The 18,635-nt window shown below is 62.6% G+C and carries 17 protein-coding genes, 1 tRNA gene and 4 pseudogenes; 8 read left to right on the top strand and 14 right to left on the bottom strand.

Annotated elements, in window-relative coordinates:
- Positions 1 to 933, bottom strand: coding sequence for a Sir2 family NAD-dependent protein deacetylase (locus tag CUREI_RS00280; RefSeq protein WP_038609045.1), 933 nt, complete (start codon positions 931 to 933; stop codon positions 1 to 3).
- A gap of 137 nt (positions 934 to 1,070) precedes the next feature.
- Between CUREI_RS00280 and CUREI_RS00275 the strand changes: the two genes are divergently transcribed.
- Positions 1,071 to 2,303, top strand: a complete 1,233-nt coding sequence (locus tag CUREI_RS00275; protein ID WP_038609042.1) for a dicarboxylate/amino acid:cation symporter — start codon at positions 1,071 to 1,073, stop codon at positions 2,301 to 2,303.
- Between the two features lie 4 nt (positions 2,304 to 2,307).
- Here CUREI_RS00275 and amn read toward each other — a convergent pair whose 3' ends face one another.
- Positions 2,308 to 3,666 (bottom strand): AMP nucleosidase, encoded by a 1,359-nt coding sequence (gene amn / locus CUREI_RS00270; RefSeq protein WP_038609039.1) that lies wholly within the window; start codon positions 3,664 to 3,666, stop codon positions 2,308 to 2,310.
- Positions 3,667 to 3,677: 11 nt separating this feature from the next.
- Complete coding sequence (locus tag CUREI_RS11490) at positions 3,678 to 4,253, bottom strand: TetR/AcrR family transcriptional regulator (RefSeq protein WP_051952093.1); 576 nt, start codon at positions 4,251 to 4,253, stop codon at positions 3,678 to 3,680.
- A 40-nt stretch (positions 4,254 to 4,293) separates the two neighbouring features.
- Here CUREI_RS11490 and CUREI_RS00260 point away from each other — a divergent pair, with 40 nt between their 5' ends.
- A complete protein-coding gene (locus CUREI_RS00260; protein WP_038609036.1) occupies positions 4,294 to 5,604 on the top strand; it encodes a M20/M25/M40 family metallo-hydrolase in 1,311 nt (436 codons plus the stop codon).
- A 10-nt stretch (positions 5,605 to 5,614) separates the two neighbouring features.
- Here CUREI_RS00260 and CUREI_RS12580 read toward each other — a convergent pair whose 3' ends face one another.
- The 4 genes and pseudogenes from CUREI_RS12580 to CUREI_RS00245 form a co-directional block, all read right to left on the bottom strand.
- Positions 5,615 to 5,992, bottom strand: coding sequence for an SRPBCC family protein (locus CUREI_RS12580; protein WP_269077762.1), 378 nt, complete (start codon positions 5,990 to 5,992; stop codon positions 5,615 to 5,617).
- Positions 5,993 to 6,010: 18 nt separating this feature from the next.
- Positions 6,011 to 7,249: pseudogene (locus CUREI_RS00255) on the bottom strand (glutaminase); the annotation flags it as partial.
- 170 nt (positions 7,250 to 7,419) lie between these two features.
- A pseudogene (locus CUREI_RS00250) lies at positions 7,420 to 8,006 on the bottom strand (transposase); the annotation flags it as partial.
- A 28-nt stretch (positions 8,007 to 8,034) separates the two neighbouring features.
- A pseudogene (locus CUREI_RS00245) lies at positions 8,035 to 9,384 on the bottom strand (IS256 family transposase).
- A gap of 154 nt (positions 9,385 to 9,538) precedes the next feature.
- Here CUREI_RS00245 and CUREI_RS12140 point away from each other — a divergent pair.
- Positions 9,539 to 10,171, top strand: a complete 633-nt coding sequence (locus tag CUREI_RS12140; RefSeq protein WP_144242375.1) for a hypothetical protein — start codon at positions 9,539 to 9,541, stop codon at positions 10,169 to 10,171.
- A gap of 19 nt (positions 10,172 to 10,190) precedes the next feature.
- On the top strand, positions 10,191 to 10,367 hold the full coding sequence (locus CUREI_RS12390) for a hypothetical protein (RefSeq protein ID WP_158407433.1): 177 nt from the start codon (positions 10,191 to 10,193) through the stop codon (positions 10,365 to 10,367).
- A gap of 62 nt (positions 10,368 to 10,429) precedes the next feature.
- Here the strand turns inward: CUREI_RS12390 and CUREI_RS11850 are convergent.
- From CUREI_RS11850 to CUREI_RS12135, 4 genes and pseudogenes are all read right to left on the bottom strand, one after another.
- Positions 10,430 to 11,772 (bottom strand): IS3 family transposase gene (locus tag CUREI_RS11850; RefSeq protein ID WP_236627221.1). Its coding sequence is split into 2 segments (ribosomal slippage): positions 10,430 to 11,331 and positions 11,331 to 11,772, totalling 1,344 coding nucleotides; the frame shifts between segments, so codons are not numbered across the junction.
- Positions 11,773 to 11,837: 65 nt separating this feature from the next.
- Entirely contained in the window at positions 11,838 to 11,939 is a 102-nt protein-coding gene (locus CUREI_RS12575) for a hypothetical protein (RefSeq protein WP_236627290.1), read from the bottom strand.
- Positions 11,897 to 12,151 (bottom strand): recombinase family protein, encoded by a 255-nt coding sequence (locus tag CUREI_RS00230; RefSeq protein WP_051952092.1) that lies wholly within the window; start codon positions 12,149 to 12,151, stop codon positions 11,897 to 11,899. Before CUREI_RS00230 ends, CUREI_RS12575 begins: the two co-directional genes overlap by 43 nt.
- A 22-nt stretch (positions 12,152 to 12,173) precedes the next feature.
- Positions 12,174 to 12,338 (bottom strand): annotated as a pseudogene (locus tag CUREI_RS12135) (glutaminase); the annotation flags it as partial.
- Between the two features lie 26 nt (positions 12,339 to 12,364).
- On the opposite strand from CUREI_RS12135, the gene CUREI_RS00225 reads away from it, so the two are divergent.
- Positions 12,365 to 13,657, top strand: a complete 1,293-nt coding sequence (locus CUREI_RS00225) for a hypothetical protein (RefSeq protein ID WP_144242373.1) — start codon at positions 12,365 to 12,367, stop codon at positions 13,655 to 13,657.
- Here the strand turns inward: CUREI_RS00225 and CUREI_RS00220 are convergent.
- Together CUREI_RS00220 and CUREI_RS00215 are read right to left on the bottom strand one after the other, a co-directional pair.
- On the bottom strand, positions 13,654 to 15,006 hold the full coding sequence (locus CUREI_RS00220) for an MFS transporter (RefSeq protein WP_038609022.1): 1,353 nt from the start codon (positions 15,004 to 15,006) through the stop codon (positions 13,654 to 13,656). The genes CUREI_RS00225 and CUREI_RS00220 overlap by 4 nt on opposite strands.
- Positions 15,007 to 15,011: 5 nt before the next feature.
- Positions 15,012 to 15,563, bottom strand: a complete 552-nt coding sequence (locus tag CUREI_RS00215) for an LURP-one-related/scramblase family protein (protein WP_038609019.1) — start codon at positions 15,561 to 15,563, stop codon at positions 15,012 to 15,014.
- A 125-nt stretch (positions 15,564 to 15,688) separates the two neighbouring features.
- Between CUREI_RS00215 and CUREI_RS12130 the strand changes: the two genes are divergently transcribed.
- Together CUREI_RS12130 and CUREI_RS11480 are read left to right on the top strand one after the other, a co-directional pair.
- Positions 15,689 to 16,375 carry a hypothetical protein gene (locus CUREI_RS12130; protein ID WP_144242372.1) on the top strand — a complete coding sequence of 229 codons (687 nt, stop codon included), beginning with the start codon at positions 15,689 to 15,691 and terminating at the stop codon, positions 16,373 to 16,375.
- A 101-nt stretch (positions 16,376 to 16,476) separates the two neighbouring features.
- Positions 16,477 to 17,367 (top strand): DDE-type integrase/transposase/recombinase, encoded by an 891-nt coding sequence (locus tag CUREI_RS11480; protein WP_051952091.1) that lies wholly within the window; start codon positions 16,477 to 16,479, stop codon positions 17,365 to 17,367.
- A gap of 133 nt (positions 17,368 to 17,500) precedes the next feature.
- Here the strand turns inward: CUREI_RS11480 and CUREI_RS00200 are convergent.
- Positions 17,501 to 17,584: transfer RNA gene (locus CUREI_RS00200), tRNA-Leu, on the bottom strand.
- Between the two features lie 168 nt (positions 17,585 to 17,752).
- On the opposite strand from CUREI_RS00200, the gene CUREI_RS12570 reads away from it, so the two are divergent.
- Positions 17,753 to 18,631: a DUF3662 and FHA domain-containing protein gene (locus tag CUREI_RS12570; RefSeq protein WP_038609013.1), complete on the top strand. Its 879-nt coding sequence runs from the start codon at positions 17,753 to 17,755 to the stop codon at positions 18,629 to 18,631.
- Positions 18,632 to 18,635: the final 4 nt, after the last annotated feature.

Here is an 18,635-nt window from a genome sequence, read left to right as displayed (position 1 = left end):
TCACAGGTCGAGGCCGTCCAGTATCTCGTCGAGCGCGTCGGCGACGCGAGTGCGCCACAAGGTGTCCACCTTGCCATCGGCGCGCCCCGGGCCTCCGTTGATCACGGCGGTGGGTTTGCCCTGCTTGCGTGCGTCAAGGATGAACTTGTAGCCGCTCATCACGGCCAGCGAGGTCCCGATCGCGATGACGCCGGTGGATTCCTCCAGCCACTGCGCGGCAGCTTGGCGACGCTCCTTCGGCACATTCTCGCCGAAGTACACCACATGCGGCTTGAGTCGTTGGCCCTGGCAGGTCGGGCAGGCGATCATGCGGAAGCGAGCCACGTCGGCGTCCTTCAGTTCCACGTCGCCGTCCGGGTTCAGCATGGACCCTTCCACCTCCACGGAATCGAAGTATGTGGGGTTCGCGGCCGTGAGGAGGGCGTCGATAAGCGGGCGCTCGTGCAGCGCGCCGCAGTCGAGGCAGACGACGTGCTCCATGTCCCCGTGCAGCGCGATGACGTTGTCGGAGCCAGCTTGGGTGTGCAGCCCGTCGACGTTTTGGGTGACAATGCCACGGATCAGGCCCGCCCGCTCCAGCTCCACCAGCGCGTAGTGGGCGCGGTTGGGCTGCGCCTGGCGCATGTAGTGCATGCCCACGAACGCGCGGGCCCAGTAGCGGTGCACCTGCGCCGGGGAGTGGGCGAACTCCTGGAACGTCATCGGGCGGCCCTTGGTCAGGCGGCCGTTTGCGCTGCGGTAATCCGGGATGCCGGAGTCCGTGGAGATGCCGGCGCCGGTGATGATGAGCGTTTTGGGGTTGCGCAGCTGGGCGATGATCCTGGCATCCGCGCCCGGCGTCGGCGACGTGGTTTCGGTGACAACCCGTTCGATGGAGCGCACGGCGGAGCGGTGCGCCATGGCGATCGCTGGGTCGTCGAAGTGGGTGTCCATCGTCTGGGCAGTGTAGACGCTGACGCGTAAGCAGACCGTGTTGTCTATCAGAAGGGGTTTGCAAACCGGATGCAAAGGAGTAGGTTAGCCGGGTCTTACCAACGTTACTGAACAGTTCTGTCTAGAAGGAGCCGCTCGTGCCTAAATGGGCAACTAGCTTCGGCGCGCAAGTGATCTACGGCCTGATCATCGGCCTCGTCCTCGGCTTCATCGCCGTCGACGTGGAGCCGTTGGCCGCGACCCTCGACTGGGTCGGATCCACGTACGTCCAGCTACTGAAACTGCTGATCCCGCCGCTGGTGTTCACCGCCGTGGTGACATCCGTGGCCAACCTGCGCCAGGTCACCAACGCCGCGCGCCTCGCCGCGCAAACGCTAATCTGGTTCGCCATCACCGCGTTCTTCTCCGTGCTCATCGGCATCGTGGTTGGGCTGGTGGTCAAGCCCGGCGCGAACACCTCCGTCGATGCGGCCGCGGCTGCGGAGCCGTCCTCCACGGGGTCGTGGATGGGCTTTTTGAACTCCGTGGTGCCCGCCAACATCTTCGGCCTCGGAGCTTCCGGCGCGTCCGTGAACTTCAACGTCCTGCAGATCCTGGTGGTCTCCCTGCTGTTCGGCATCGCCGCCGTGCGCGTGGGCAAGACCGCTGAGCCGTTCATCGCCTTCAACGAGTCCCTGCTCAAGGTGGTGCAGGAGGTGCTGTGGTGGATCATCCGCCTCGCGCCGATCGGCACCGCCGCGCTCATCGGCAACGCTGTGGCCTCCTACGGCTGGGACGCGCTGGGCTCGCTGGGCAAGTTCGTGCTGGCCATCTACATCGGCCTGGCACTGGTGCTGTTCGTGCTCTACCCCGTGGTGCTGGCCGCGCACAGGATCCCGGTGCTGGAGTTCTTCCGCCGCGTCTGGCCGGTGACCACGCTGGGCTTTGCCACCCGTTCCTCCATGGGCACCATGCCGGTGACCCAGCGCACCACCGAGGAGGCCATGGGCGTTCCCAGCCAGTACGCGTCCTTTGCCATCCCCCTCGGCGCCACCACCAAGATGGACGGCTGCGCCTCCGTCTACCCCGCCGTCGCCGCGCTATTCGTGGCCCAGTTTTACGGCATCAACCTTTCCGTCTCCGACTACGTCCTGATTGTGATCGTGTCCGTGCTCGGCTCCGCGGCCACCGCCGGCACCACCGGCGCGACCGTCATGCTCACGCTGACGCTGTCCACCCTGGGCCTGCCGCTGTCCGGCGTGGGCCTGCTGCTCGCGGTCGACCCGATCATCGACATGGGCCGCACCGCCGTCAACGTCACTGGCCAGTCCGTGGTGGCAACCGTCGTGGCCAAGCGGGAGCGCATTCTCGACGAATCCCGCTGGGCCTAGCGCCCTACCTGAACGGCACCTCGCCGATCGCGCGCCGCAGCTTGCGGGTGCGCAGTCTTTCCGGGTGCCGCGCCAGCTTCTCCATGGCCCGGACGGCGCACATGACGTGGGCCTCCTTGGAATTGGAGTAGAACGCCTGAGCCCCGGCCGGCAACTTCGGCACGGCGTGCAGGGGCAAATCCGACACCGCCAGCAGCGTGCCGTACGGGACGCGGTACCGGTAGCCGTTCGCTGCAATGGTGCACGACTCCATGTCCACGGCCGCGGCGGTGGAGCCGCGGAGCCACTCCCACAAATCGCGCGGGTCTTTCCACTCCCAGTTGCGGTCCCCGGTGGAGAGCACGGTCCCGGTGCGCATCAGCGACGCATCCTCCCCGTAGACCTTGGCCACCGCCTTTTCCAGCGTGCGCTGGATTTCGGGCACGGCGGGGATGGGCAGCTCGCGGCGAAGATAATCGTCCAACACGTGGTCGTGCCGCTCGTACGCGTTGCCCAGAATCAAGTCGCCGATGCGCATACGTGCGTCCAGGCCCGCGCAGTGCCCGATCATGATCCACGCCTCGGGCCGCAACACCGCCAACGAGTCGGTGATGGTCTTCGCGTTCGAGGGCCCGACGCCGATGTTGATCATGGTGATGCCGTCGCCGCCCTCGGTGACCAAGTCGTACCGCGGCATCTGAAACTTCGACCCCAGCTCCAGGTCCTCCAGCGCTACGGTGTCGGACACGGTCTCGCCTGAGGGCAGCACCAGCCGCGTGTACCTCGAGTCCGGGTTGGACAGCTCACGCAGCCCGAACTTCACAAACTCCGTGACGTGCATGGCGTAGTTGGTGAACAGGATGAAGCGCTGCAGCGAGTCCGTCTCAATGCCGGTGTAGTGCTCCAGGCGCGCGAGCGCCAGATCAAATCGCTGCGGCCCGAAGTGGAACAGCGGCTTTTCGGCGCCGTGGAAGGCATCCCAGTGGCCGTCCACAATCGCGTCGTGCACCTCGTCCAAGGTGGGGCGCGGCAAGTTCAGCGTTTCGTCGATCGGCGGCATGCCCTTGATGTAGGCGGGCGGGATAACCACGTCCGAGTACCCGACCTCAACCTCGCACGGGTAATTCGAGGTCAGCGCCTCAAGCTGCGCGGTGAGGTAACCCTCCATGAGGTCTGGGCGGGAGATGACGGCGGAGTAGGTCCCGGCCTCGTCGACGTAGCCGAAGGGTTCGGAGCGGTCGATCGGGCGCCACTGCAGCACCTCCACTGTGAGCTTGGGGTAGCGCACCTCCCCGTAGCGGCTGAAATCCCCCGAGCGCGCGATCTCGCACGACGCCTCATAGAGCTCTTTTAGCTTTGCGACGACCTCCGGTACGCGTTCCATACCCCGCAAGGCTAGTCGTGGATGAGCACCCGGCGCACGAGTTCAACGCGCTGGCCGATCTCCTCCGGCGACGCGCCTTGGCGGACGCCCTCCTCCAGCAAGTGCTGGCAGCCCGCGATGTAGAACTTGGCCATGTCGTCGAGAAGCTGCGGATCGGCCCCCTCGCGTTCGCGCAGCGCCTCGCGCATGGTGGGCAGCATGATGCGCACGACCTCCTGGTCGAGCTGGCTGTGCACCGGCGAATCGATGATGTGGACGGCGGCCTCGTAGTGGTCCGTCAGCGTTTCCATGAGCGCGGTGACGGCCGCCTGGAAGTCGCGGTCCATGCTGAATCTCGCGGCGAAGCCTTCGTAGGCCTCCTTGATCATGTCCTTTGCGGTCGCGAGCACGAGGCCGTCGCGGTCCGTGAAGTGCTGGTAAAACACCTGCCGGCTCACCCCGGCCTCTTTGACAATCTGCGACACGTTGAGTTCCGCGACGGTGTGCGTTTGCAGCAACCCGATGGTGGCTTGGACGAGAGCGTTACGGGTGCGGATGGCTCGCGGGTCGGTGCTGTCAGACCGGCGGCCAGGAACGACGTGGTTCATCCTGGAATCTCCAGATGCTCGGACGTTAGGCTTTTGGGCTATGAGCCTAACCGATACCACCATCGCCCTCCTCCAGGACCTCATCCGGAACGGATGCGTCAACGCGTTGACGGCGGATTCTGGACAGGAGGCGAAAAACGCCGACACGCTCGAGGCCTTCTTCGCAGGTACGGACGTGCGCGTCGAGCGCTACGAGCCCCACCCGGACCGGGTGTCCATCGCCTTCACGGTCGAGGGGACCGACCCCGCGGCCGAGCCGCTCACGCTGCTCGGCCACACCGACGTTGTCCCGGTCGACGAGGACAAATGGACCCAGGATCCCTTCGGTGGCGAGATCGTGGACGGGCGCATCTACGGCCGGGGCGCCACCGACATGCTCTACATCACCGCCGCGATGGCCGCCTGCGTGCGCGACGTGGCGCAGCACGGGCGCCCGCGCGGCACCGTGACCTTCGTGGGATGCGCAGACGAGGAGGCCCGCGGCGGCCTAGGCGCCGCGTGGCTCGCCGAGAACGCTTCCTTCTCCTGGAAAAACTGCTTGTCGGAGGAGGGCGGCTCGCACCTGCCCGTGTCCGACGGCTCCGACGCCCTAGTCGTTGTCGTTGGCGAGAAGGGCGCGGGCCAGCGGCGCTTGACCGTCCATGGCGACGCAGGCCACGGCTCTGCACCGTTCGGCCGTGACATGGCGGTGGCGAAAATCGGCGAGGTCGCGCGGCGCATCGCCGCAATCGAGCCGACCGTGCGCAGCGACGAGCTCTGGGAGGGATACGTCCGCGCCTGGAAGTTCGATCCCGCAACGGAGAAGGCGCTGCTTGCCGGTGAGGGCTACGAGGCGTTCGGCCAGCTGGAGAGCTACTCCCACGCGATGAGCCACCTGACCATCTCCCCCACCGTCCTGCGGGCCGGCAACGCCATCAACGTGCTGCCGTCCGTGGCGTGGATGGAGCTGGACATCCGCCCGCTGCCCGGGCAGACGCAGGAGGACATCGACCAGGTGCTGCGGGATGCGCTCGGCGATCTGGCGGGCGAGGTGGAGATCACCCACCTCATCACGGAAGACGGCACCGTCTCCCCCACCTCGGGCCCGCTCTACGACGCCATCGTATCCACCTTCGACGAATTCTTCCCCGGCGCCCCGGTCATCCCCACGATCGCCGCTGGAGGCTCCGACCTGCGCTTCGCCCGCCGCAAGGCAGGCGTGGGCTACGGGTTCGCCCTCCACGGGCGGGAGGAGACGCTCGGGTCCGTACTGGGCGAGCTGCACAGCCACGACGAATCCGTCGCCGTGGAAGACGTGGACCTGACCGTGCGGGCGTACCGCTCCCTGCTACGCCGATTCGTGGGGGCATAGGCCGCCCGCACTACGCGTGCTCCTCCTCCCGGCTGATCAGCGGCTGCAGGCCCTTGGCAATGCGCTCCTTCCACGTCTTGGCAATCTCGTCGTAGCCGCGGTCGTGCGGGCGCATGCCGCGGTGGGTGAAGCTCACCTTGGTCTCGCCGTCGTCCTCCTCGGAGATGTCGAAGATGAGGGAGGTGTCGTCCCACTCGTGGTCTTCCTGGTCGGTGGGCTCGACGGCCCAGACCACGCGCTTGCCGTCGTCCGCCTCTTGCACGGAGAAGTCGCGGTCCTCCACGTGGAATTCGCCGCCCTTTTCGCTGGCGTTTCCCTCCGCCTGCTGGTCCCACCAGCTGTTGGGTGTCGTGATCGCGCGGTACACCTCCTCGCGTGTGGCGGGCACGGAGAAGGAGGCGGTGAAGTCCCGGATCGCCTGCGCCGTGGTGCCGTCCGCGAACGTCCAGTCCGACAGGGTCTTCTCCGGGTCGTAGATAGCCACGTCGATGCCGTCGTCCCGGAACTTCATCAGCCCGTCTTTAATCAAGTCGCGGCCGGCCTTGTTAAATCCAGTGACGTTGGAGACGTCCAGAATCAGCTTCGTGTTTGGCAGGCGGCGCTTTGTCAGCCCGCGCAGAATCTTCTCCGCGTTGGTGAAGTTGATCATGCCCTGCAGCTCCACAATATCCGCGTCGTCGCGGCGCTCAATGCGGCGGATCCCCGGCGCGACGAAGAAGTTGGAAGACAGCATGTTCAGGCCCATCGAACTGGACAGTTCGCGGAAAATCTTCACCCCGCGCACTGAATTGCCCTGCTTGTTCAAGCGGGGGCTGAGCGACGCGATCCCGAGCTGCCCCGGCAGCGTCCCAATCAACCCGCCTGCGACACCCGACTTTGCGGGGATGCCCACGTTGACCATCCATTGGCCCGACGCGTCGTACATGCCAGACGAGACCATCACGGCCTGGGCCAAGCGCGCCGCCTCGGTGGAGACGACCCTTTCCCCCGTCACGGGCTGCTTCCCGCCGGCTGCGAGGGTGGCCGCCATCACCGCCAGATCCTTCACCGTCACCAGCACCGCGCACTGGGCAATGTAGCTGGCCACGGCGTCGTGCGCGTCGTCGCTGATCGTGCCGGCCTCGCGCAGCATGTGGGCGAACGCCTTATTCCGGTCGGCGGCGTCCAGCTCGGAGTCGAGCACGCGCTCATCAACGGTCAGTTCGCGGCCTGCCAAGCGGGAGAAGTAGTCCCGGAGCTTCTCACTGCGCTGCTCTACCGGGATATCGGGCCCGCCGATGAGCTGGTTCACCGTGATGGCGCCTGCGTTGATGAGGGGGTTGGCGGGACGTCCGTCGTCGTCAAGCGAAAGCTTGTTGAACGCCTCACCCGAGGGCTCGACACCAACGTGCGCGTGCACCTCCTCGGGGCCGTACATGTCGAGCGCGAGCGCGTAGACGAACGGCTTGGAGATGGACTGGATGGAAAACTCGTAATCCGCGTCGCCCACGGCGTAGAGATGCCCGTCCGTGGTGCACATGGCCAGTGCGAGCTTGTCCGGGTCAGCGTGTTTGAGCACGTCGATGTAGTCCGCGAGTTCGCCGCTGTCGTGGTCGCGGACGCTGTCGACGATGGCCTGGAGGTGTTCAGTCACTGACGGGAGCATGCGGACAGTGTAGGGGCGCAGACTGCGAAGTCATTTAAAACGGATATGATCGTGCATATTCGTACCTGCCTGTAAAAGAGATCCGCACATGCAGGTCAAGTCCCGTGTGGTGGTGGTGTAGCCGTGTGTGCTTTCGGCTTGGTATGAAGTTGGGGAGTTTGGTTAGGCGGTTAGCTGGTGAGCTCGCCATGTTTACCACCAGTTTGGTGCATGAGATGTTTTGTGTGTTCGAGTGCGGATAGTGACATGTAGCGTTTCTACTGGATCCAATCGTCGTGCTGCTCGGCAAGGACCGCACCGACAAGCCGAATGATCGATTCCCTATTCGGGAAGATACCCACGACATCGGTGCGCTGGCGGAGCTCCCGGTTTAACCGCTCGGTGGGGATATTGGACCACACCTTCGTCCAGACCGGTTTCGGCGCTGCTTCTAGGTAGGTTGCAACCTGGGGGAATTTCGGTTCCAGCAGGTCGACTACTTCGCGGGCTGGCGCCCAGGTGGATTGGGCATCAGGCTATTGGAAGATCGTCTGGAACATCGCTGAGACCATCGGCCCCTTAAGTCTTGGGGACTTTCTCGCACGAGGTTCTTCGCGAAATGGGTGCGGCACCGCTGCCACGACGCATCGGGCAGCACTTCGGATATCGCGTGTTGGAAGCCCTCGTGGGCGTCACTGGTGGCCAAGAAGACGCCGGTAAGCCCACGCGCTTTCAGGTCTTGGAAAAAGCCTTTCCACGACGCGTGGACTGAGGGTGTCCGATTCTTTGTGTGCGGGGGGTTTGGTTTATAAGTAGTCCGCGAATCGGTGGGGTAAGCCACGGCTAGTTGGTTGATGGCTTGTTTCCACCCGTTGGCTTTCGCCCCTTCAATATAGCCGTTGCACTCAGTTGCCCGTTTCGCTTTCTTCGCCCGCTGGGCAGCGCGCTTGTCCTTGATGTTGCAGATCATCAGCCACAGCGTTTTCAGCGCCGCAGTGTTGTTCGGGAACTGGCCCCGGTTTCGGGTTGCTTTACGCAGTTCACCGTTGAGCGATTCGATCGCGTTCGTGGTGTAAAGCACTCGGCGGGCCGCTGGCGGGAACTGCAGAAACGGCACGAACCTCTCCCACGCGTCGCGCCATACCTTGACCGATTGCGGGTATTTACGGCCCAGTTCACTGGCCTCGAAAGCATCCAGGGCGGCACGCGCGGTGTCCTCGTTCGGTGCGGTGTAGACCTCCCGTAGCGCACTGGAGACGGGTTTGCGGTCTTGGTAGGACACCCACCGATTCGCCGCCCGGAGCAGGTGCACGATGCAGGTTTGCACCATCGAGTTCGGCCAGGTTGCCTTCACTGCCTCGGGTAGGCCTTTCAGCCCGTCACAGCAGACAATGAACACGTCTTGGACCCCACGGTTGGCAAGGTCAGCGCACACGGATGCCCAAAATGCGGCGCCTTCGGTATCGGCGATCCACAACCCCAAGATGTGTTTGATGCCGTCGATGTCCACGCCAACGGCCATGTAGCAAGACTTGTTGACCACGCGGTAGCCGTCACGGATCTTCACCTTCAGCGCGTCGAGGAAGATCACCGGGTAGAACTCATCTAACTGGCGGTTCTGCCACAGCATCACCTCATCAAGTACCGCGTCGGTGATCGTGCTGATCGTGTCCGGGCTCACGTCCACCCCAAGGGTGGTTGCGAGGTGGTGCTGGATGTCGCGCACGGTCATCCCGCCGGCGTAGAGCGAGATGATCATGTCATCAAGCTCAGTGAGCCGGCGCGTACCTTTGGGCACCATCTGCGGGCGAAACGTCCCCGCCCGATCCCTGGGCACGGTTACATATAGCGGGCCGAAGCCAGAGCCGACGGTTTTGGTGTAGGACCCGTTGCGGTGGTTACCACCACCAGCAGTCTCTACCTGGGCTTTCGCTTTGCGGTCGGAGTGTTCGTAGCCCAAATGGGCATCCATCTAAGCCTGCAGGCCCGCGTTAATCGAAGCCTATAAAAGCCCCTTCACCAGCTCGCTGGCATCGTCGGTGGAGGTTGACAGCTCGCCGATGAGCTTAGCGAGCTCGGGGTTATCCATCAGCTTCTCGCTGATCTCGTTGACCCTCGCCGGGTCGTGGCCTTATCTTCGGTGACACCGTAGTCATTATCGGTGAAACTCCTTTTAGATCAGACCCTCACACACAAAACTCCTGACACGCTCGCAAATTAAGAATAGCGGAATTTAGATATTAGTGATATCTTCTTTATGCGCCTTGCCCCACTACAACATTAAGGAGAGTCAGAATTAAGGAGAGTCAGATGATGCGCCACAGCACTATCGTTCGACGCGGCATAACCGTCGCCGTCGCCTGCACGTTCATCTTTGCGCCAGCAGTCCAAGCTGCCCCCGCAAACAATTCCGCAAAACCTACTAACAGCGCTGCTTCTTCCCACGACGAAAAGACTCGTATCGAATACCGATCCGAAGCAGACCGTCTCGCATTCGAAAAACTAGGGCGGTATATCCACACATCAGACGACGGCACCGTCTCTGAAAACATCCCAGACGTCGAACGTCGCGCCAACAAAGACGCTGCAGCTCGCATCGACGAATTCATCTCCATTGCCAATGCTTCACAAGCTAATGGCGAAACCCCACCTATCACCACCTACGGAAATGAAACCAAGATAGATGGATGGGGCCCGGTAGAAAGGGTCTACATCAGCCATGACACTCTGTCCAAGGTCTCCAAACTTGTCGGAGCTGGAGGCGGCGCAGCCGGAGTAGCGGCCGTGCTGGCTAGCGAAGGCATTGCAGGCCCCGCAGGATGGGTGGCGGCAGGGCTGACAGCACTAGCTGCCGCTGGTAACTTGTGCGACTGGAACGACCAAGGAATTATTATCTGGCGAGTACCCGGCCTCCCTTTCCCTGCTTGCACCCCTCAAAAGTAAAGCTAAGACTAGATAGATCATGAAAGAGAAGCGCATCCCTTTTCTGTCGATCGTTCTCCTTATTGCTGGGGTGATCCTTATTGGTCTCTTCATTGCAGACAAGGCGGATATCATCATTGGTATCTGCGGCATGATCCTCTGCACTCTCGCTGCGGGAATACGCTTGCGCACCATGCCTAAAAATAGGCCCTCCTAAGCATTCTCAATGAATCCCCGCTCCCCTCTGAACTAGCCCCCGAAAGTTGGACTGGTTTAATTCTAGGCGGTGAGGGCTTCAAGGGTCTGATTCCGATATTGCATCGGGGTCAGGCCCTTGAGTCGTTGTTGGACGCGTTCGGTGTTGTACCACCCGATGTACTCGTCGATCGCTTGGTTGAACTCCTCGACGGTGTCGAAGACTTCACCGTGGTACATCTCTGTCTTCAAGTGTCCAAAGAAGTTCTCCATGACCGCGTTGTCGTAGCAGTTGGCTTTTCGCGACATCGACTGAACACCACCGTTGTCGCCGATCAGGTCACGCCAGGAGGCATGCTGGTACTGGAAGCCTTGATCGGTGTGCATCATCCACCCGGGTTCAGGCGCACACGCCGCGATTGCCTTGGATAAAGAATCGGCGGTAAAGGCTATCGACGGCGATGTGGCAACGGTGTGAGCGACGATGGAGCGGTCGAACAAGTCCATCACCGGTGACAGGTATATCTTGCGGCCTGCGACCCTGAACTCGGTGACGTCGCTGACAAAGACGGTATTCGGCTTATCCGGGGTGAACTTGCGGTCAAGTGTGTTGTCAGCGATGTGGCTGATCGTCCCAGCGTAGGAAACATACGGCCTGCGTTGGCGGATCTTGGCTCGAAGACCCATCTCGCACATGAGTTTGTAGACGAGTTTGTGGTTGACCACCCAGCCCTGGTTACGCAGGTCCAGCAGCACCCGCCGGTAGCCATAGCGATGCTTGTTGCGTTCGAAGCTTTCCCGGATCGCGTCTTTGAGCACAGCATGTTTATCTGGCTCGTTGAGTCGTTTCTGGTGGTAGAAGAATGTCGACCGTGGGATGCCAGCGGCGTCTAGGAGGTACTCCAAGCGGTGGTGCGACTTGAGGATGACGATCGCTTGAACTTTCAGGCGCGTCCCTGATTCCTCAAGTCCCGCAATTTTTTTAGATAAGCGTTTTCCGCTTCCAACCGTGCGATCTGACGGCGCAGCTTCTCTTCTTCTGTAAGCCGCTTCAGTGCGGTCGAGCCTTTGGGTCTGCCCTTCGGCTTCGGCATTAGCGCCTCATCGCCGCCTTTGCGCCATTTCCAGGACCAATCTTTGACGAGTTGGTCTGACGACAGGCCAAACTCACGTGCAAGATCCATCCTTGTCTCGCCGGCAAGGTGGCGTTGGACAACTTCCTTCTTGATCTCGAACGAATACTGCTGCTTAGTCGGTTTCTCCACAAGACATAGCCTGCCACGCAGCTGAAACCGCCGATAGAGGTTGCGTATTGCGCTTGTCGAACCCCCGACGATGTTCGCAGCTGCTCGGTATCCCATGCCCCGCTCGAAACACTCCACCAACTGCTCACGCTGCTCTTCACTCAGCGAACTTCGCGCTCTCAAAGAAAACTACTCCCCACTAGTCGGTAACTGATTTCTCAGTCCAACTAATGGGGAGCAGTTCACTCTTAGGCTGACGGGGGTTTATTCCTTTTTACGTACGAGTAGGGAGTTGTTCGTCCCACTTTCAACCGACGAGCAATCTCAGCTTTCGGTACGCCATCATTAATCCACTCGTATGCCTGCTCAATCTGATCATCAGTGAGCGCGCGGGCGCGCCCCTTGTACGCCCCGCGCTCCTTCGCCCGAGCAATCCTTCTGCCTGACGCTCTCGGATGATGGAACGTTCAAACTCGGCCACCGAACCCAGCAATCCCAACATCAACTTGACAATCGGGGTGGAGTCCTTCGAGTAAATCTGCCCCTCTCTGAGGAGTTTCACCGACACCCCTTTGCTAATCCGCGTCGCCCACGGCGTAAAGATGTCCGTCCGTGGTGCACATGGCCAGTGCCAGCTTGTCCGGGTCGGCGTGTTTGAGCACGTCGATGTAATCCGCGAGTTCGCCGCTGTCGTGGTCGCGGACGCTGTCGACGATGGCTTGAAGGTGTTCAGTCACTGACGGGAGCATGCGGACAGTGTAAAGCCGGGCACGACATGTTCGAACGGATCGCTGGCAATGTCGGCGGGCCGAGTTTGATGGAGCGCATGAACCTCATCAAAGGAGCCGGCGCGTGCGGGGACTACGACATCACCTGGCGCATCAGCGGCAGCCTGGACGAGCGCGAGCTGCGCAACGTCAACGCGTACCTGGACGCCTTTTGCGCCATGTGGCGGCCGTACGGGCGCCCGCGGGTGGCAGAGCCGCGCCATTACGCGGACCTTGCGTACGCGTGGCAGTGCTTCGAGCTCGCGCGCGACGCCGAAGACGGGCACGTGTCCGACCAGTTCTTCTACCTCAAGGGGCTGCGCGACGCGCTGGGCCGGTTGGAGCAGGTGGAGCCGCGGTTCTCGTACGCCTACTGCCTGGCGGAATACGCCGTACAGCTCGCCGGGGAGTTTGAGATCGAGGACGCTATGGAGGGCGCGTGGGACGAGCTCGAGGCGGTGATGGTCCGGCCGCTGTCCGAGCCCTCGGCGGACGAGTACGCCGTGGTGGACGACACGCAGACGGTGGAAGATTTCGCGTTCACGCGCATGCCTGACATCGACGCGCTGTCCGTGCAGTTCACCACCGAGCCGGAATTCGACGCCGAGGGCCGGATGGTTTTCGCCGCGGACCTCTACCCCAACTACCGGGACTCGACGCTGATCATGGACCGTCACTGGCATGCCGGCAGGTTCATCCTCCACGCGGACATCGTGGACGACGGCACCGAGCTGCCGTACGAGATCCTGCGCGACCTGCGCCGCGGCCTGGACGCGCACTTCAGCTACCTCGCCTACGAGACCAGCGCGGTGGAGTACTACCTCTCCTGCGCCCACGCCCAGGAGTGCACGGGCATACTCGCCGGGGACCCCTCCCGGCGCGACGAGCTGGTGGAAGCCGTGGGCGAGGCGCTCGAGCACATCGTCGCGCGCAATGCGTCCGCCGCGCATGGGCGCCTGCTTTTCGACGCCCTGACGGCCGCCGCCGAAGCCGGCGACGACGACGCGGTCTTCGAGTACGCCAACGCCCTGTACTTCTGCATCCCGCGGGATTTCCGCGTCACGTTCCCTACCGGCAACGACGACGCGGCGAACGCCGTGAAGGACGCGCTATTCGCCGCCTACGCCGAGCAGGACATCGGGTTCGCCCGGGTGGTGAACAGGCAGCCGCCCGACGTCGTGCCCCTGCTTAACCACCTGGCGGTTGACTTTTTGGACACCGCAGGCACCGCCGAGGACCTGCCGTACGCGAACTGCTTCCTCATTCAGGACATCGAGTCCGCAACGCGGGAGCTGTACTAGGCGCCACCCGACTTTGGATTCCCCCGGAAGCACACCGCAGTTGCCACGCAGAATGCCGCGGCCGCCGCCCCCAACACCGCGATCACGCTGCGGTACGCGACGGTGTACTCCACCCCGCGATCCAGGCCAGCCTGCAGCAACGACCCGGTCAGCGCCACTGTGACCAGCGTGCCCAGCTCGTAGGAGACCTCCTCCACACCGGCGGCCATGCCGGAACGGTGCATGGGGGCGGACCCGATGATCGCAATCGAGGACACGCTCATCACCGACCCCGCCGACAGTCCCAGCAGCACCAACCCAATCCACGTCCCTCCGGCAACAAGTACCCCCGCGCCCACTGCCGCACCAGCGAAACCGCCCGTGATAAGCGGCAGGAAACCAACCGCGTGGAGGTACGCGCCGCCGAGCGCGCTCGCCGGTATGGCGGCTGCGGCCATCACGGCGACGGTGGCCCCGGCGGCAAGGGGCGTCAGCTCGTCGATAAGCTGCAGTTTCTGCGTGGTCATCAGCTCCGCGCCCGCGAGGACGAACATGCCGCCCACCGCCGCGAGCACGCCTCCGGTGAACATGCGGGAGCGAAAGATCTCGAAGGTGAGCAGAGGGTCCTCCAACCGGTGCTGACGGCGCACGAACAGCCAGCCGCCCAGGACGGCCGCCGCGGCCCCGCCGAAAAGCCACGCGCCGCTTTGCGGGTTAGCGGCCTGCTTGATGGCCATGGTCAGCCCGGAGAGGGCAACAAGCGCGTACAGGGACGAGACCAGGTCCCACCGTTTGTCCGGGTTGGGAAGGTTCGGCGGCGCGAGGGCGACGGTGAGCACGAGTGCGCCGACAACGATGGGCACGTTGATCAGAAACACGGAGCCGACCCAGAAGTGCCCCAGCAGCGCGCCGCCCACGACCGGGCCGAGCGCGCCACCTGCGACCGCGACGGAGCCCCAGATGCCGATTGCGGTGTTGCGTTCGCGCTCGTCAGGGAACGTGAGCCGGATCAGGGCGAGCGTGGCCGGCATCATCACCGCGGCGCCCGCACCAAGCAGGCCGCGGGCGAGAATGAGCGCGAACGGTCCCGGCGCGAACGCGGCACCGAGGGATGCCGCGCCGAAAATCACCAGCCCGGCAAGAAACATCAGGCGGTGGCCGACCCTGTCCCCCAGCGCGCCGGTGCCCAGCAGCAAGCCGGACAGTACGAGCGGGTAGGCGTTGATAATCCACAGGCCCTGCTCGGGGCTGGCGCCCAAGCTGCGCTCCAGCGCCGGCAGCGCCGTGTACAGGATGGAGTTGTCCAGGCTGATCATCAGCAGGCCCAGCGACACCACCGCGAAAAAGCCCCAGCGCTGCGCTTTGGTCATGCCTGTTAGCCCGAGTTTCTCCGCATCTTCGCGCGTCGCATGTCGATCGCGAGCGCGATGCCGATCACGGCGGCGTGCTCCCGCTGGTCCAGGCCCGGTTGGATGGCCACGCGGTAGCTGGTCTTGCCCATCAGCATCCGCCCGACGCCGGAGTATTCCGCATCCACGCGGGCGATCTCTTGGCCCTGGCTGGTCAGCGCGTAGTTCAGGTCGAATACCTGGCCCTGGATTTGCAGGTCCGGTAGGCCCGCGACCTCCACGTCGAACTTGGAGCCTAGCCATGCGAACCGCTTGGTCAGCCTCGCCAGCTCCATCGGCGGGTCTGCCAGGTGCACGACGTACTGGTCGCGGATGAAGTTGGCCGGGTCCTCAATGCTCAGCACATGCGCGCCCGCCGCGTCGAACACCTCCACCCCGCGCGATGCTTTGACCAGGTTGCTCATCTTCCGCGTCTGGCGGGCGGTGCCAAGCAGCTGCCCATCCGGAGTTTCGATGGCAAACGCGTCGCGCCCGAGCGCTTTCGTTTGCTTTACAACGATTTCGCGTTCCGCCCACATACCGACAAATCTAGCGCGGGCGGGGGGAGCTTTTTTACCCGCCCCGCAAATTTCTTCACCGATTTTCCGCGGGCGGCTGTGCGGACTTCCTGTGAACCATCGGTCGTCGGGATCGGAGTTCGAGGATGAGTTATCCGCCGGAGGTACGGCAGCGTGCCGTTGAGCTTTCGGGGCAGGGGCTTGCTGCTTCGCAGGTTCGTGCGCAGTTGATTCGGGAGGAATGTAGGTCTGTTCCTTCTACCGCTTCAATTTCGGGATGGGCACGCAACGCCCGTCATGGCAGCGGGGTCGATAAAGGTTGGCGTTCTGCCGAGTTGATTGCTGAGGTCGTCCGGGCGAATGTGACAACGTCGGCATCCACCCGCGAGATTGGATGGCGTTTTCGGGTCGCTGCGAGTTCCGTGGCGGCGTGGACGCACAAGTTCGCTCCGGATGCGGGTTCGCGGCGTGGGATGACACCGCAGAAGATAGAACAGGCGACACTGGCGCGTGTGAAAGAACACCACGAAGCCCAAAAACGCAAGCGCAAGAAGGCCGAAACACAACGTCAATCACAACGCGCCCCGCGCGGTGAGAGTGCACATTCACGCAACCATGAGCAGCCAACAGCTCCGTTTGATGAGGCAGCGTTGCCGGATGACGTTGAGACCCTCAAAGACCTGTTGCGTCAAGAGCGGTTTATGCGTCTGGCGGATAAAGCGCTGTTTGAGGCGGTGATGGAATCTGAGGGAAAAGCGCAAACCCGGAGACGCTCGATAGCGTGGTCGTCGCTACGGCTGTCAGACGACTCCGGGACGTCGGATACCAAGTAACGCGTTGCTGCGCCTACTACGGATTGAAATACAACACCTACAAGTCGGCATGCAGGCGGTTAAAACACCCTCTAGTCGACCGAAAAGGCCAGGCCAAGGCAATGGTTACCGCCGCCTGTGAGGGCAACCGCATGGTCTACGGCTACCGCCGCGTGAGTGAAGTGTGCAAAGCGAACGGTCTGTCGCTGGGGGAAAAATCGATTCGTACGATCATGCGCGAAGAACACCTGCAGCCGAAGATGAAACGCACGAAGCGCTACAGCTCGTACAAGGGCGAAACTGCGCATCGCCCAGCAAATCGATGTCTGGTTGGAGACATCGACACTGTCACCAAAAATGGCACCCACGTTTCGCAAAGATATCGTTCGCAGGCGGATCGTCGCAGGCAGGCGGGCAGGAAGGATCTGGTACACGATTTCTATGCCGATGCGCCAAACCAAAGACTCGGCACCGACATCACCGAGTTTCAATGCGCTGACGGCAAAGTCTTTTTTAGCCCGCTGATCGACTTCCACGACAACATGCCCATCGCGTATACCTGCGCAACGCGACCAGCGGCGTTGCTGACCAACACGATGCTTGAAGCTGGGCTCGAGCAAATACAACCAGGCCAACGCCCCGAACTGCACACCGACCGTGGCTGGCACTACCGCCACATCGATTGGGTTGACCGACTGACTGATATCAGTCACGACAAGCAACAATGCACACATTGCACAGACGAGAACCCGTGCGATAACGCCTGGTTGATGGTGCCGTCCCTATCCCGGCTCGGCAACAGCGGCGACAACGCCCGAGTAGAAGGGTTCTTCGGCACCATCAAGCGCGAACTTCACGCCAGTGGAATTCGCCCCGAAAAGCACACAACCGAGGAGTTTATGAAGTATCTTGACGATTATCTGGACTGGTTCGTCTTTGACAGACTCACCACCGGACCAGACGGGCAATACACAACCCTGGCTAAACAACGAAACATAGCCAAAACCACCTAGCCAACAACACAACGGCCACCAGTGTGGTTCACAGGAAGTCCGCAGACCCGGGCATGAACAAATTCCGACTACCCGGGGCACGAACGAAAAATCCCGGCCCACGCTCCGAAGAGTGTGGGTCGGGACCGATCTGTGCCCGGGGGGGGACTTGAACCCCCACGTTCTTGCGAACACTGGCACCTGAAGCCAGCGCGTCTGCCAATTCCGCCACCCGGGCGGGCGACTTGATCAATATAGAACGTAGGTCACAGTAACTACAAATCCGCAGCGCAATGCCCTTTTACGTCAACGGGCGCACGCTGGACGGATAGGTCGTGTCGGGCTGGCCACCTATACTGTCCGAGTTACTGAAATTCGCATGTGAAGAAAGGAGGTGCGCACGAAGATGGCAGTGATGGACAGGCTGGCAAAGCTGGACAGTTCCCTGCAGCGCGGCTTGGACAACTCAATGGCGGCGCTGTTCGGCGGCAAGGTTGTGCCTGAAGAGATTGAAGAGCTGGTCAAACAGGAAGCCCAGGACTCGCTGGTCGTGACAGACAGAGACGAATACGTTGCCCCCAACGTCTACGCAGTTGGGGTGTCCTCGAAGGACCTGGAGAACCTGTCGCGGAACCGCGATCTTCCTGCGGACCTCGCCGACCAGCTCATGCGGTACGTGCGCAACAAGCAGTGGTTCCTTGACGGCCCTGCGGTTGTCCGTATCGCGGAGGAGTCGGGCCTGCGCACTGGCCAGCTCCGGGTGTCCAGCTACATCGACACCATGCCGGACGTTGCCAGCGGCTTCGACGCCATTGTGGCGGAGCCGACAAAGCGCCGCGCCTCACGCTCGCAATTGAAGGAGGATGCAATGTCCGAACCCACCCCGGAAAACTCCCAGCAGAATCCGCAGCAACCCACGGTGAGCCTGCTGCTGCAGGACGGCTCGTCGCGCACCTACTTGGTGCACGAGGGCTCCAACATCCTAGGCCGCTCCAACGATTCGGATTTCCGTTTGCCGGACACGGGTGTGTCCCGCCAGCACGCGGAGATCACCTGGGACGGCGAGGTGGCGGTGTTGGTGGACCTGCAGTCCACCAACGGCACCACGGTCAACGACGAGCCGGTGGACAACTGGATGCTCGCAGACGGGGACGTCATCACGCTGGGCCATTCCAACATCGAGGTCCGCATCGTCGGCGCGCAGGACCAGCCGCAGGCGGGCGGGAGCCAGCCGCAGTTCACGGACTCGGTGTCCCACCCCAGCACCGAATACTTCCGCCCGTAGAGGG

The organism is Corynebacterium ureicelerivorans, from assembly GCF_000747315.1.
GTDB classification, from domain to species: Bacteria; Actinomycetota; Actinomycetes; order Mycobacteriales; family Mycobacteriaceae; genus Corynebacterium; species Corynebacterium mucifaciens.
Note: the sequence above shows the minus strand (reverse complement) of the source record. Positions and strands in the feature narration are given on the sequence as shown.

Coding starts and splice junctions, on each gene's coding strand:
- CUREI_RS12570 (WP_038609013.1), top strand. CDS start 17,753: ATGGCAGTGATGGACAGGCTGGCAAAGCTGGACAGTTCCCTGCAGCGC.
- CUREI_RS00215 (WP_038609019.1), bottom strand. CDS start 15,563: ATGTGGGCGGAACGCGAAATCGTTGTAAAGCAAACGAAAGCGCTCGGG.
- CUREI_RS00220 (WP_038609022.1), bottom strand. CDS start 15,006: ATGACCAAAGCGCAGCGCTGGGGCTTTTTCGCGGTGGTGTCGCTGGGC.
- CUREI_RS00225 (WP_144242373.1), top strand. CDS start 12,365: ATGTTCGAACGGATCGCTGGCAATGTCGGCGGGCCGAGTTTGATGGAG.
- CUREI_RS12390 (WP_158407433.1), top strand. CDS start 10,191: ATGAAAGAGAAGCGCATCCCTTTTCTGTCGATCGTTCTCCTTATTGCT.
- CUREI_RS11490 (WP_051952093.1), bottom strand. CDS start 4,253: ATGAACCACGTCGTTCCTGGCCGCCGGTCTGACAGCACCGACCCGCGA.
- CUREI_RS12140 (WP_144242375.1), top strand. CDS start 9,539: ATGATGCGCCACAGCACTATCGTTCGACGCGGCATAACCGTCGCCGTC.
- amn (WP_038609039.1), bottom strand. CDS start 3,666: ATGGAACGCGTACCGGAGGTCGTCGCAAAGCTAAAAGAGCTCTATGAG.
- CUREI_RS00280 (WP_038609045.1), bottom strand. CDS start 933: ATGGACACCCACTTCGACGACCCAGCGATCGCCATGGCGCACCGCTCC.
- CUREI_RS12130 (WP_144242372.1), top strand. CDS start 15,689: ATGAGTTATCCGCCGGAGGTACGGCAGCGTGCCGTTGAGCTTTCGGGG.
- CUREI_RS00260 (WP_038609036.1), top strand. CDS start 4,294: ATGAGCCTAACCGATACCACCATCGCCCTCCTCCAGGACCTCATCCGG.
- CUREI_RS11480 (WP_051952091.1), top strand. CDS start 16,477: ATGGTTACCGCCGCCTGTGAGGGCAACCGCATGGTCTACGGCTACCGC.